We start from the raw sequence: 13,695 nt of genomic DNA on the forward strand, positions 1-13,695 counted from the left end.
CTAACTACTGCAAAGATTTTTTAGCACAAAACTCCCTTGTGACTGCTGTAAGAACCTAGCCACCACCGCACACTTGATTTTAAACAACAAAAATACTCGAGGATCTACACTAGCTTCTAAACACTCAAAATTCCCCATGCCCTTTGCCAAAACCACATCTGCCCTATCATATAACTCTTTAGCCTGCGATGAAGCACACTCATACAAAAACCCGGGTGAGCGCACACCAGAATCCACCACTTCACACACTTCCAAGATGGGAGAATTATTATCGTGCAAATCTTGCAAAGTAATGTCGTTGATGATAGGTGCTCCACGCGTGAAATAATACACTCTAAGTGTAGGGTAAAGAGCTAGCAGTATTTTGATAAACTCACTATCAAACACATCTTCTCCAGCATTATCACCAATATAAATAAGATCTTGCGCACTAGCAAGCTTCTGTTCCAAATACCCTATATCATAAATAGCAAACTCCATAGAATCCATATCAAACAAGCACGACTCTACATCAAACTCACTCGCACTCCCATAGTCGATGATATTACCAAGAGCAGCGAGCCTTATGCCAAATTCTAAAGAATGCGATGCAGTAAAACAAGCTTGAAGCTGCTGCAAAACTCGACGCGCTTTTTGTATGCTTCTAGTCTTTTGCTCCTTATATAAATCTTTCTTACCCACAAAAGCACTAATGTTCTCATAAACAGATACGGCAAGCTTTGGTGGCGGACATAACGGAAGAGAGTCTAAAATAGGTAAAGCAAAAGAATCTTGCGCAGCTATATGATAAGACAAAGTGCGTTTAGCTTGAGTGCGCAAACACTCAAGACACTCTGGCGTAGCACGCACTATTTATTACCACTAAGGTCAGAAACTTTTCCCCACATAAGCCGATACTTACGCTTCATAAACTCTAGCTCTTCCCTAGCAGATTTTAACTCTTCGCGCATTATATCAATGGTCTTTTTATCATCATCATAAACTTCTTGCATAGAAATCAATGCTTCTTTTAAAAAACTATTTTCACTCTTAAATGCACTTATTGTCTCATCTTTTGCACCAATTACTTTCTCGTGTAGTCCCATAATCGTATGGATCGTGCGCTCCACAAATACGGGGTCATACGCCACGCCATTAGCTTCTGCTGAGGTCAATCCTGTTTGGACGCGATTAATAAGCGCATTTGTGCTACTTTGTGCTTCAATAAGCAACTGTCCGCCTTCTTCCTTGCTTGCAATAGTACCGCTCTCTATCATCTCTCTTACTTTTTGCTCTTCAAGACCAGAAAGCTTGATAAACTCGCTCAACTCCAACCACGCGGTATTTTTCGCTTCCATATTTAACCCCTACTTGGTAGTCTTACTTCAATGCTCTTAGAATCTTTCTCTATCTGCTCTATCTTCACTGCCCTATCTGCAAGCAATTTCTCCGCTAAATCCGTGTTAACCAATGCTAAAATCTGCATCGCCAAATATGCAGCATTTACTGCGCCAGCCTTGCCCACTGCCATACAAGCTACAGGCATACCACCGGGCATTTGTGCGGTAGAGAGCAAAGCATCAAGCCCATCAAGCACCCCACCAGATAATGGTACACCTATGACAGGCTTTGTCGTTTGCGCGCATACTGCTCCAGCAAGATGAGCTGCCATACCAGCAGCACAGATAAATACTTGCGCGCCTTTAGATTCTGCTTCTTTAACATAGAGCTTCGTCCTATCCGGACTCCTGTGTGCAGAGCTAATTACCACCTCATAAGAGACAGAAAAGGACTCCAACACTACCAAACATTGGCGCATAATCTCATAATCACTCTTGCTCCCCATAATCACACTAACAAAGCCCATAGTTTCTCCTTGCTATTGACAATTCACACACTCTATACTTCTATCTAGCACTTCTTCTGCCTCTGGACTCTGGGAGCGAAGATAGTAGGTAGATTTTAACCCGAGCTTCCAAGCAAGCGTATAGATTTCGTGAAGCATCTTACCGCTTACATTTACTTGATTAAGTTTGATGAAAATATTTGTGCTTTGCCCTTGATCAATCCATTTTTGTCGCACTGCGGCAGCCTTAATAATGTCGCGCTGATCAATATCATAAGCACTCTTGTAATACTCCCAAGTATCCAGCGTGAGCTTAGGGGCAACTACTGGGATAAGCCCGCTTAAATTCTCTTCTGACCATTTTTTACGATAAATTGGCTCGATAGTTTGTGTCGTCCCCACAAGAATACTAATGGAGCTAGTAGGCGCAATCGCCATAAGATAACCATTGCGCATACCATTTTCACGCACAATCTTGCGCAAACTCTGCCAATCACAACTTAGGCTAAAAAGTCCCCCTCTATCAACAAGCCTTAGGGCTTCTTTATTTGCTAAATCAATAGGGAAAATCCCTTTACTCCAATTTGATCCTTCAAACTGTGGATAGCTACCGCGCTCTTTAGCGAGATTAGAGCTAGCTAGGATAGCGTTGTAGCTTATCATCTCCATAAGCTCATCAATCTTACATAAATGTTCTAGCGATCCCCAGTGGATCTTTTCTGTAGCGAGTAGCTCTGCTTCGCCCATTACACCAAGTCCTATAGCTCGGTTAAGAAGATTTGTAGCCTTCACCTTGCGATTAGGATAAAAGTTAAGATCAATCACATTATCAAGCATCCTAATAGCCACAGGTACTACCCGCTCAATATCCTCTTTGGTGTGAATTCTACTGAGATTAATACTCGCAAGATTACAAACTGCTGTGAGCCCACCTTCTTGAATTCTTTGTGTGATGAAAACTCTCTTCCCACCAACAGAATCTAGACTTGTTAGCTTGTTAGCTTTCTTACTAAGTCCACCATCAGTAACTACCATATCCCGTTCTTCAAAGATCTCTTTGCTACCATCTTCAAACTCTATCTCCACCTTATAATGACTTGGTGCGGTATTTTGGAATATTTCTGTGCAGAGATTTGAGCTACGGATAATGCCAGCGTGCCCATTAGGGTTAGCCCTATTAGCATTATCTTTAAAACACAAAAAAGGCAATCCTGTCTCAAAATAATTTGTAAGAATCTTTTTCCACAAGTCTTTTGCTCGAATTTCTTCTTTGATGATATTTGGGTCATTCTCTAGCTCAATATAGCGTTTTTCAAACTCTTCTCCATATAGCTCTGTAAGCTCTGGGCACTGATAGGGATCAAAAAGAGTCCAAAGCCTATCTTCTACTACACGCTTCATGAACAAATCTGGAATCCATAACGCCGGGAATAAATCGTGTGTGCGCCTACGCTCTTCACCAGAGTTTTTACGCAAGTCAATAAAGTCAGTTACATCAAAATGCCACACCTCTAAATATGTAGCAATAGCTCCCTTGCGTGTGCCTAGCTGATCCACGGCAATGGCTACATCATTGGTGATTTTCAAAAACGGGACAACACCTCCAGCAGCACGCTTATGCCCATCAATAAAGCTTCCAAGCCCCCTTACCTTAGAGTAGTCCCAGCCAATACCACCACCATATTTACTAAGCAGTGCCATCTCCTTGTATGCGTCAAAAATACCTTCGATATTATCAGGCGTGCTGCCTATAAAGCACGAGCTAAGCTGGTGCCTTGGAGTGCGTGCATTCGCTAAAGTTGGAGTCGCACATACAACTTCAAACTTTGAAATTAGATCATAGAATTTTATTGCCCATTCATTGGGATTTTGTTCATTTTGTGCCAAAAACATCGCAATAGCCATAAACATATGCTGGGGTAGCTCAATAGGCTCGCCACTTGCATCTTTGATCAAATACCGATCATAGAGAGTTTTGATCCCCAAATAGTTGAACTGCAAATCTCGTTCAGGATTGATGTGGGAGTTTAGCAAGTCTAGATCAAATTTTTCTCTCAAGCCCATAACAATTCTGCCAGCCTTCTCAGCTTTATCAAAATACTCTTGTAATGTCCTATAACCTGTAAATCTACTTACTCGATGATATAAGTCATAAAGAAACAAACGAGCCGCGACAAAAGTCCAATTGGGCGCATCAATATCAATCTTATCGACAGCTGCCTTAATAAGTGCTTGCTGGATTTCTTTGGTTGTAATGCCATCTTTGAAATGTAATTTTGCGTCTAACTCCAAATCACTTTGACTCACACCATTTAGTCCGGCTATGGCACTTGCGGTGTATTTTTGTATTTTTCGTATATCAAGCGTTTCAATACGCCCACTTCTCTTTACTACTTTTATCCCCGTCATTGCCATTGTTTGCCCTTTTCCTTAAATATATTGCACAAATTCATTTATATCAATACGAGGTGAAACTCGCTTTGGTTCTTCTAGGCGATAGCCAAAAGTCATAATCAAAGCCACTTGATACGCGAAGGTATCTAAGCCCAAAAACCGCTCAACGCCATCTTTCTCAAAGCCCTCAATCGCACAAGAATCTACTCCTAAATACGCTGCGCAGTCCATCATTGAGCTTGCTACAATATATGCTTGGCGCGCACTCCATTGAAAAATACTTTGGCTATCCACATAACCATTAGCTTGCAAGAACCCCCTATATCGCTCATCTTTATATGCCCTAATACGATCTGCGTTGATGCCTTTGCGCCCAAAGCTCCACATTGCATAGTTAGTATCACTTCGCATATCAGCAATTTTAGAGAGATACACCACAAGCTCGCTGGCTTGAGTGATTTGATCCTGATTCCAACAAAGTGTCTTTAGTTGCTCTTTTTTCTCTTTGTCTCGCACCACAAGCAATCGTGTGGGCTCCATCCCAAAGGAGCTTGGCGAGAGCCTACCAGATTCTAGGATTAACTCAAATACTTCAAGCGGTATTGATCTTGTCGCATCAAACTTCTTACAAGCGTGGCGGAATCGCATCGCTTGGATAAAGGTATTATCCATTCTTACTCCTTTGCAACGGTATCTAACGCACACTATTCTTGCTGGCAGCTCGTTTGCGCAAATTTGGCTCAAGGATCTTTTTCCTAATGCGTATATTACTTGGCGTAACCTCTAAAATCTCATCTTCTTCTATCCACTCTAGCGCACGCTCTAGGGTAAGATCTCTTGGTGGCACAAGTTTAATGGCATCATCACTTCCACTTGCGCGCATATTTGTGAGATGTTTAGCTTTAATTGGATTAACATCTAAATCATTATCTCGACTATGCTCCCCAATGATCATACCCACATATACCTTAGTTTGTGGTGCGACAAACAGCACACCGCGTTCTTGGATATTAAAGAGTGAGAATCCTGTCGCTTCACCATTTTCCATAGAGATCAAAGCACCATTTTTGCGAGATTCTACATTGCCACTAAATGGGCGAAACTCCAAAAAGCTGTGATTCATAATCCCTTCACCCTTTGTATCTGTCAAAAATTCACTTCGATAGCCAATAAGCCCACGCGCTGGAATCTCAAACTCCAATCTCGTATAGCCATCACCCATAGGATTCATCGCCTTCATTTCAGCCTTGCGCTTACCAAGTCGCTCAATAATTGCACCACTAAAATCCTGCGGTGTATCAATAACCAAATGCTCAAACGGCTCACATTTAGCTCCATCGATCTCTTTAATAATAACTTCTGGACGAGAAATGCTAAACTCAAAACCCTCGCGCCGCAGATTCTCTGCTAAAATTGTGATTTGTAGCTCACCCCTACCACTTACGCGAAACTTTCCTTCTCCCATTTCTTCACAACGCATAGCGATATTGGTTTGCATTTCTTTAAGTAATCTATCTTTTAGCTTATTTGCCGTTACATGTTTGCCTTCTAGCCCAGCCAAAGGGCTATCATTGACTGCAAAATACACACTCATCGTAGGCTCTTCTAAATGCATGGGGTCTAAGGGCATAGGATTATTTGGATCGACAATTGAGTCTCCAACATCAATAGCATTAAACCCGGCGATTGCTACAATATCCCCTGCCTCAGCAGAATCTATCTCAGTGCGCGCCAAGCCCATAAAACCAATAAGTTTTGTAATACGTCCTGTTTCTTTCTCGCCATCACTCTTGGCAAGCATTACGCTCTCACTCTTTTTCACACGCCCGTTAAAAACGCGCGCGATCCCAATTTTTCCTACATAATTATCATAATCGAGAGTGAATATTTGCATTTGCAAAGCATTATCCACGCTACCGCTAGGAGCTGGCACAAAATCTAAAATCGTCTCAAATAAAGGCTCTAAATTCTCCTTAGGGTCATTTAGATCCCTGATTGCATAACCATCGCGCGCTGCAGCATATACAACCGGGAAGTCTAGTTGCTCATCACTAGCACCCATAGCGACAAAAAGATCAAACACTTCATCAACTACCCTATCTGGCTCAGCAGCTGGCTTGTCAATTTTATTAACCACGACAATGGGGCAAATCCCAAAACCTAACGCTTTTTTAACGACAAATTTAGTTTGAGGCATAACACCCTCTTGTGCATCTACAAGCAATAACACGCCATCTACCATCTTTAGCACCCGCTCTACCTCTCCACCAAAATCCGCGTGCCCGGGAGTGTCTATAATATTAATCTTGGTATCCCTATAAGTAATTGCCGTATTTTTGGAAAGTATAGTAATCCCACGCTCTCTCTCTAAATCATTAGAATCCATCACGCGCTCATCTACCTTTTCGCGCTCTCCAAATGTGCCAGATTGACTCAAAAGCCCATCGACTAAAGTTGTTTTGCCGTGATCGACATGGGCGATTACTGCGATATTTCGTATATTTTGCATTAGAAAACTTTCTATTTGGAATTTGGAAGTGGGATTGTAGCACACTAACCTTAAGCTTTTGTATAACAATAAGCGTATAAGATAGACCCTTAAGAATCTCGCTATAATACCTACGATACAAGTTATTTCAACACATTTTACGCACTAGGCAAAGGATATAGATGTGCTCATGGAAGCTTTTTTGTGTAAAGCAGATATGTCTTAAAAATTTAGCAATACTGTGTGTTGCTACTAGTATTTTTTCAGGCTGTGCTACTGATGTAGCCACTCTTGAGCGCTTTAGTAAAATCTACTACAATCACTCCATAGACAAAGCCCATAAATTTGCAAGCAAAAAGGCAAAAAGCGGCGATCTACTGTGGCTTATGCAAGCTGGGGTTAGTGGCTTTCATACACAGAGCACAAGTACCCTACTCCTACTTGATCAAAGCGAAAGCAAGCTACAAGAATTTGAGCAAGAAGGCTTGCTCGCTTCTACACTTACACAAGTGGGAGCAACGCTTGTCAATGACAATATTAGAAACTATCGTGGCAATATCTATGAAAGCATATTTGTAAATTACTATAAAGCTCTAGCCTATCTTGCCAATAACGATCTAGCAAGTGCCCAAGTAGAGCTTAATCGCGCCAATGACCGCCAAAGAAGAGCCAAAGATTACTATGCCAAGCAAATCGCCAAAGCTTTAGAACAAGAGCAAGATAGATACAATAAAAGCAATGCAAATAGTATTATAGATCAAGCGCGATCCACTAGAGAAATCGACAACATTCTCTCCAAGCATTATGGCAATCTCAAGTATTTTAGTGCATTTGAAAACTTCATCAATCCAAGCGTATCATATATATCTGGCTTGGTGTTTTTGCTCTATGGAGATTCCAAAGGCTTAAACTACCTTAAAGAAGCCTATGGTATCACGCGTTCACCGATTATCGCAAGCGATATGAAGCATTTTCTCTCTCATAGCAAGCAAGCTTATACTTGGATTATCCTTGAAGAAGGCAGGCAAGCTAAAAAAACAGAACTACACATATCACTACCATTTTATACGACACAAGGACTCTATCATTTTGGTTTGGCACTACCACAGCTAGAATCCATACCAAGTCTCAGGCAGAACTACATGCTAGAATCTAGTAGTGCCAAATTTGAAGTGCTAGCAGAAATAGACCCCATCATTGCCACCGAGTTTGAAAAGCAGCTCAAAGCCATCAGCACACGCGCACTAGTATCAAGCAGTATTAAGCTTGCTATGCAAGTAGGCGTATCTAGCACATTAGATCAAGTCAATCCTATACTAGGATTACTTGGATCTATGCTAAGCTCTATTTACTCTATGGCAACAACAAGCGCAGACCTACGCACAACAAGCGTACTTCCTAAAAGGATTCTACTGGCTAGAATCCCTCATGTACAGCAACAAACCATCCATATCCTAGCAGACCAGCATAACACGCCTATTGCAGCAGTGCAATTACAGCAGTGCGATGCACGCTCACAAGAACAGTCAAGAACTAGCACAACAAAAACACATCACCCTATCACCCGAATATGCCTAGGATATAACTCTATCATCTATATGCGCGATACTCCAGCTAGTGCATATATGCAAGCAATCTATGAGCAAATGCCTTAAAGCACACTAGCTACTCAATTTTGTTTTCCAAGACAGATAGGTCATTAAAGCTCTTGGCTGTGCTAGGATCGCCATAATAAGGGTCTCCTTGGAACCCACACCCTTGTAAGAACACTGCAAGTAAATATGCTACAATCAACATATGAAAACCATTCATCAAGTCTTTACCTCTTTGCTTATGGATAGTGAGTTTAGCACCCTAGCTAGTCGCCTACGCTCACGCCAAAATCTAGAAATATTAAAACACATTCTGCCAGCTGATATGCAAAAGTCTCTTTTGCATATTTCTTACCGAGCACCCACACTGTTATTTTGCTTCAACCACCCAAGTCACGCCTATAACTTCAATCATTATAAAAAGAAGGACATTATATATTGTTTAAAAACCTATCCCGATAAATTTGATACCTTTTTAGCAAGCATTGGAGTAAAATCAATGCAGATCTTTATCCAAAATCTCCAGCTCTCCGGCTATGTGCCTAAGCATATTCTACAAAACCCCACTACAAAAAAGCTTACGACAATCCACATTGATGAGCCAGCAAATGGTACATTTATCAATCACGCCACAGATCCACATTTGCATGCGCGATTTGAAGCAATTAGAGCTCTAATCCACAAGCTCAATAAAAAGCCTACAACAAGCAATAGCTAATGATAGATTTTGCCAAAGCGTATGAAGAAAGAAGTAAGGGTTTTATCATATTCCCGCGCTCAAACTCCCCCAAATACAACAAACTGCTTCTCTATGGTGCGCCTAAATGTGGCAAAAGCGCACTAGCCCTTGATTTAACACGCGGTTATAAACAGCAGATTTTAGTAGATTGTGCAGATTTACGGCTACATAAAACAAGTGCGCAAACTTCCTTGCTAAAGCTATTTTTAGAGAAAAAGTTTGATGTACTAATTATCGATAATTATCTCCCAGAAATTACTATCCCAAGCCACCCAAACCTTATCTTAATCACTACAAAAATCACGCACTTACCAGAATCTATTCTCTCAAGCTTTCACGCCCATTGTGTGCGAGCCTTGAGCTTTGAAGAATATGTGTCCTTTAGCAAAAGCAACCGCCTAGAATCCATATTTGCTAACTTTCTCAAAGAAGGCAATCTCCCAGAAATAGCCCTAATGCCAGAACACAAGCGCATCCAACGAATGCAAGAAATTATTTTGCTCTATACCAAGCATAACACAAATATTTTGGCATTTTTGCTCCACTATCAAGCAAGACCATTTAACACCCACAATGCATTTTGCCTATTCAAACAGCAACAAAAAATTTCCAAAGACAAAATGTATGCGTTCATACAATCCCTAAGAGATGAACAAGTGATTTTCACATTCACGCACAAAAATGGTAGAGAGTCCAAGCTCTACTTTTATAACTTTGCCCTACCCTATGCCATCTCACCCACGCCAAATTTCCAAGCAATTTTTGAAAATATGATTGCTTGTGAGCTACTGCACAGATCATTAGCGGTGGATTATGATGAAGTATGCGATTTCATAGTGCAAAATGTAGCAATTTTTGCTACGCCATTCCCCAGCCAAACTCTAATAGAATCTAAAATATCCAAAAACCCGAAAGCATATAAAAAATATATCTTTGTCAGTGTCGATACTACTATCCCAGAGACAGTTTCACATCTAGGCACCTACCGTGCTATGAGTTTTATCGACTTTGCACTAGATTATCTCCACACCCACAAGCCATAATACAACAATTTACTTCTTTATTGTATTGTAAGCTCTATAAAATAAAGGAGTAAAAATGACAACAGCAACAAAACAAAACTTCTCAAGTCTCATAGAGTCTGGACTATGTGTTGTGGAAATGAGTGCGCCTTGGTGCCAAGACTGCCGAAAAATTGAGCCTATAATGCAGATATTAGAGTCCAAATACTCGCAGGTACGCTATATTTCGCTTGATTTTGATACAAATGAAACCTTAAAAGATGAGCTTGCTATACGCAGAATCCCAACATTAATCTTCTACAAAGACGGGCAAGAAGTTTTAGAGCGACTTATTGAGACAGACTCTATGCTTACCATAGAGCAGATGATACAAGCACTACTTAATATATAGCAATGCTTGTGTTTAGGCAATTTCAAGTAATGTCAATAGGTTTTTGGGCTTTTTTTAGATAAAATACCATCTCAATCACTTCATATTAGCTACCGATATTGTCCGTCTGTGCCTATTGCCTTGGCTTAGTATGGTTGCTTGGTGCTATATTTTAAGGTCTATATTATGAGTAGAAACTTTTTTTTTGGTACAGGGATCGCGCTTTTAGGCGCACTCCTTGCTTTTGGGAGTCTTACTGCGCTCACACCAAATAGCCAACCACCGCGACAAGCAGATGCAAAAAAGCAGCGTGTTAAAGCCTATGACAGACTTGCCCAAACAATAGCTACCATAGAATCTTACTATGTCGATGATGTGCCTATTGATAGTCTAATCGACAAAGCCATCGAAGGGCTTATCGCCAATCTTGATGCCCATAGCGAATATCTTAGTGAGAAAAAATACAAAGAGTTAAAAACGCAAACAGAGGGAGAGTTTGGCGGACTTGGCATAACAGTTGGATTAAAGGATGGCGCGCTTACAATTATTGCTCCGCTAGAGGGGACTCCAGCACAAAAGGCTGGACTAAAGAGTGGTGATGTAATCTTAAAAATAGAAAATCAAAGCACCATTGGTATGGGTATTGATGATGCTGTGAATCTTATGCGGGGTAAGCCCAAAACCCCAATCACCATCACCATCGTGCGCAAAGGCGAGAGCAAGCCACTTATATTTACGCTAACACGCGATATTATCAAAGTTAAATCTGTCTATGCCAAAACAATTGATGACACACCATATCTCTATGTGCGAGTCAATTCTTTTGACAAAAATGTTGCCCAAAGTGTTAAGCAAGTCTTAAAAGAACACAGTGAGATTAAAGGCATTGTACTTGACCTACGCAACAACCCCGGAGGACTACTAGACCAAGCGGTTGATCTCTCAAATCTCTTTATCAAAAATGGTGTTATTGTCTCTCAAAAAGGTAAAATAAAAGAAGAGAATGTCATTTACAATGCAAATGGTAAAGCCCCTTATAGCAAGCTCCCCATCACTGTGCTTGTCAATAGTGGGACAGCAAGCGCAAGCGAAATTGTATCTGGTGCATTGCAAGACCATCGCCGTGCCATTATTATAGGAGAAGAGACTTTTGGTAAAGGTAGCGTGCAGGTTATAATTCCAATCAACGCCACAGAAGCGATCAAGCTAACTACGGCTAAATACTATCTCCCAAGTGGGCGTACTATACAAGCTGTGGGTATTAAGCCTGATATTGTCGTTTATCCCGGTAGCGTGCCACAAAATGAAGGTGGATTTGAGATTAAAGAAGCAGACTTGCGCAACCACTTGCAAAATGAGTTACAAAAACTTGATAAAAATGAGTCAAAAGCTGATGAAAAGCAGCTATCTCCCGAAAACCAAAAGCGTATTACGCAAGCTGATGTTGCCAATGACATTCAGCTAAAATCTGCCATTGATTCACTGAAGACTTGGGGGATTTTAGATTCTGCAAATACACAAGATAAACCTAAGAAATAGCCACACAAACTCACATCAAAAGGAGAATCTATGCCAACACAACAAACGCTACTTTACGAAGGCAAGGGCAAAAAACTCTTTGCCACAGATAATCCAAATGAAGTAATCGCGGAGTTTAAAGATGACCTTACTGCATTTAACGCACAAAAACGCAGTAGTGAAGATGGCAAAGGTGCGCTCAACTGCCTAATTAGTAGCCTGCTCTTTGAGCTACTTGCACAGCAGGGCATAAAAAGCCACTTCATCAAATCTCTTAGCTCCACAACAATACTCTGTCAAAAAGTGCAGATAATCCCCATTGAGGTTGTCGTGCGCAACATCGCCACAGGCTCATTAAGCAAGCGGCTTGGGATAGAAGATGGACTAGTGCTACCCTTTACACTTGTGGAGTTTTATTATAAAGATGATGCACTCAATGACCCCATCATCAATGATGAGCATTGTAAGATTCTGGGTATTATTGATGATGAGCGAGATTTAGATTTCCTGCGTGATCAAGCGCGTAAGATCAATACCATTTTATGCGATTTCTTTGATCAAAAGAAACTCAAGCTTGTGGATTTCAAGCTTGAGTTTGGCAAAAATGCGCAAGGTGAAATTATCCTAGCTGATGAAATTTCACCGGATAGTTGTAGATTATGGGATAAACAGACAAACCAAAAACTCGATAAAGATCGATTTAGACAGGATTTAGGGGATTTAAAAAGCGCATATGAAGAAGTCTTAAGACGCATACAAACTCACTAAAAGGAAAACAATGCAAGCAGAAGTTACCATAAGCCTAAAAGATGGTGTCCTAGATCCACAGGCTAAAGCCATCCACCACGCCATAGAATCGCTTGGATTCCCACAAGTAGCGCGGGTCTTGGTAAAAAAACAAATTGTCCTAGAGTTTACCAAAGAGCAACTAGAGTCTTACGAAGCCATAGCCGAGCAAATCGCACACGACTTGCTCGCTAATCCAGTGATAGAGAACTACGAAGTGCAAATAAAGGCGGAGTAATGGTTAGCATCGTGCGTTTTGCTGGGACAAATTGTGAGTTTGATATGCAATATGTCTATGAAAAGCTCTTGCAAATCCCCACCGCTATCATTTGGCATAGGGAAAAATCCTTACCAAAAGAAACAAAACTTGTCGTGCTAGCTGGAGGTTTTAGCTATGGAGATTACCTGCGTAGCGGAGCGATTGCGCGCTTTGCGCCGATTATGAAAGCCATCAAAGCTTTTGGTAATAGTGGCGGGAGAATTCTAGGGATTTGCAATGGCTTTCAAATCCTAACTGAAGCTAGACTTTTGCCCGGCGCACTTATGCGCAACCACAATCTCCACTTCATCTCCAAAGCCATTCCGCTACGCGTAGCCTGTAGGGATAATGTATTTCTACGCCCACACGCGCAAGATGAAATCATCTCCCTACCCATAGCTCACGCCGATGGGCGATACCACATCGATGAGGAGAGTCTAGAAGCGATGCAAGAGTCTGGGCAGATTCTACTGCGCTATGTAGATAATGTTAATGGCTCTATAGATTCTATCGCCGGTATTTGTAATAAAGGCAAAAACATCTTTGGGCTTATGCCTCACCCTGAGAGAGCCTGTGAGTCTATCTTGCATAAGCGCGCTAGATATGCGACTATCTGCCACGCCTATACAGCGCAAGCAGTCCCAGAGCCAACAGCAAGCGTGCAAGGTCTAGCAATGCTAGAATCCATCTACAAGGCATAAA

General features: G+C 41.3%; 13 protein-coding genes and 1 pseudogene. 8 read left to right on the forward strand and 6 right to left on the reverse strand.

Annotation, left to right across the window (positions count from 1 at the left end; translation table 11 throughout):
- Genes IKB69_RS04385 through typA form a run of 6 tightly spaced genes read right to left on the reverse strand, consistent with a single transcriptional unit; the run spans position 1 to position 6,728 of the window.
- Entirely contained in the window at positions 1-849 is an 849-nt protein-coding gene (locus IKB69_RS04385) for an ARMT1-like domain-containing protein (RefSeq protein ID WP_290946474.1), read from the reverse strand.
- Complete coding sequence (locus IKB69_RS04390; RefSeq protein WP_290946476.1) at positions 849-1,337, reverse strand: DUF3972 domain-containing protein; 489 nt, start codon at positions 1,335-1,337, stop codon at positions 849-851. Before IKB69_RS04390 ends, IKB69_RS04385 begins: the two co-directional genes overlap by 1 nt.
- A 2-nt stretch (positions 1,338-1,339) precedes the next feature.
- Positions 1,340-1,846, reverse strand: a complete 507-nt coding sequence (purE, locus tag IKB69_RS04395; RefSeq protein ID WP_290946478.1) for a 5-(carboxyamino)imidazole ribonucleotide mutase — start codon at positions 1,844-1,846, stop codon at positions 1,340-1,342.
- A gap of 12 nt (positions 1,847-1,858) precedes the next feature.
- On the reverse strand, positions 1,859-4,234 hold the full coding sequence (locus IKB69_RS04400) for a ribonucleoside-diphosphate reductase subunit alpha (RefSeq protein WP_290946565.1): 2,376 nt from the start codon (positions 4,232-4,234) through the stop codon (positions 1,859-1,861).
- Between the two features lie 21 nt (positions 4,235-4,255).
- Positions 4,256-4,891: an NAD(P)H-dependent oxidoreductase gene (locus IKB69_RS04405; RefSeq protein ID WP_290946480.1), complete on the reverse strand. Its 636-nt coding sequence runs from the start codon at positions 4,889-4,891 to the stop codon at positions 4,256-4,258.
- Between the two features lie 22 nt (positions 4,892-4,913).
- The gene (gene typA, locus IKB69_RS04410; RefSeq protein ID WP_290946483.1) at positions 4,914-6,728 is read right to left on the reverse strand and encodes a translational GTPase TypA; all 1,815 of its coding nucleotides are present in this window, start codon (positions 6,726-6,728) and stop codon (positions 4,914-4,916) included.
- 161 nt (positions 6,729-6,889) lie between these two features.
- Here typA and IKB69_RS04415 point away from each other — a divergent pair, with 161 nt between their 5' ends.
- The 8 genes and pseudogenes from IKB69_RS04415 to purQ all read left to right on the forward strand — a co-directional run bounded on the left by IKB69_RS04415 (position 6,890) and on the right by purQ (position 13,694).
- On the forward strand, positions 6,890-8,362 hold the full coding sequence (locus tag IKB69_RS04415) for a hypothetical protein (RefSeq protein ID WP_290946485.1): 1,473 nt from the start codon (positions 6,890-6,892) through the stop codon (positions 8,360-8,362).
- A gap of 142 nt (positions 8,363-8,504) precedes the next feature.
- Positions 8,505-9,017, forward strand: a complete 513-nt coding sequence (locus IKB69_RS04420) for a hypothetical protein (RefSeq protein WP_290946487.1) — start codon at positions 8,505-8,507, stop codon at positions 9,015-9,017.
- Positions 9,017-10,081 carry a hypothetical protein gene (locus IKB69_RS04425; protein ID WP_290946489.1) on the forward strand — a complete coding sequence of 355 codons (1,065 nt, stop codon included), beginning with the start codon at positions 9,017-9,019 and terminating at the stop codon, positions 10,079-10,081. Before IKB69_RS04420 ends, IKB69_RS04425 begins: the two co-directional genes overlap by 1 nt.
- 55 nt (positions 10,082-10,136) lie before the next feature.
- Positions 10,137-10,451 (forward strand): thioredoxin family protein, encoded by a 315-nt coding sequence (locus tag IKB69_RS04430; RefSeq protein WP_290946493.1) that lies wholly within the window; start codon positions 10,137-10,139, stop codon positions 10,449-10,451.
- A 255-nt stretch (positions 10,452-10,706) separates the two neighbouring features.
- Positions 10,707-11,969: pseudogene (locus tag IKB69_RS04435) on the forward strand (S41 family peptidase); the annotation flags it as partial.
- Positions 11,970-11,999: 30 nt separating this feature from the next.
- Positions 12,000-12,716: a phosphoribosylaminoimidazolesuccinocarboxamide synthase gene (gene purC / locus IKB69_RS04440; RefSeq protein ID WP_290946497.1), complete on the forward strand. Its 717-nt coding sequence runs from the start codon at positions 12,000-12,002 to the stop codon at positions 12,714-12,716.
- A gap of 10 nt (positions 12,717-12,726) precedes the next feature.
- The gene (gene purS / locus IKB69_RS04445) at positions 12,727-12,972 is read left to right on the forward strand and encodes a phosphoribosylformylglycinamidine synthase subunit PurS (RefSeq protein ID WP_290946499.1); all 246 of its coding nucleotides are present in this window, start codon (positions 12,727-12,729) and stop codon (positions 12,970-12,972) included.
- A complete protein-coding gene (gene purQ, locus IKB69_RS04450) occupies positions 12,972-13,694 on the forward strand; it encodes a phosphoribosylformylglycinamidine synthase subunit PurQ (RefSeq protein WP_290946502.1) in 723 nt (240 codons plus the stop codon). The genes purS and purQ overlap by 1 nt, the downstream gene beginning before the upstream one ends.
- Position 13,695 lies beyond the last annotated feature (1 nt).

The sequence above is a fragment of the Helicobacter sp. genome, assembly GCF_017502485.1.
Lineage (GTDB): Bacteria > Campylobacterota > Campylobacteria > Campylobacterales > Helicobacteraceae > Helicobacter_B.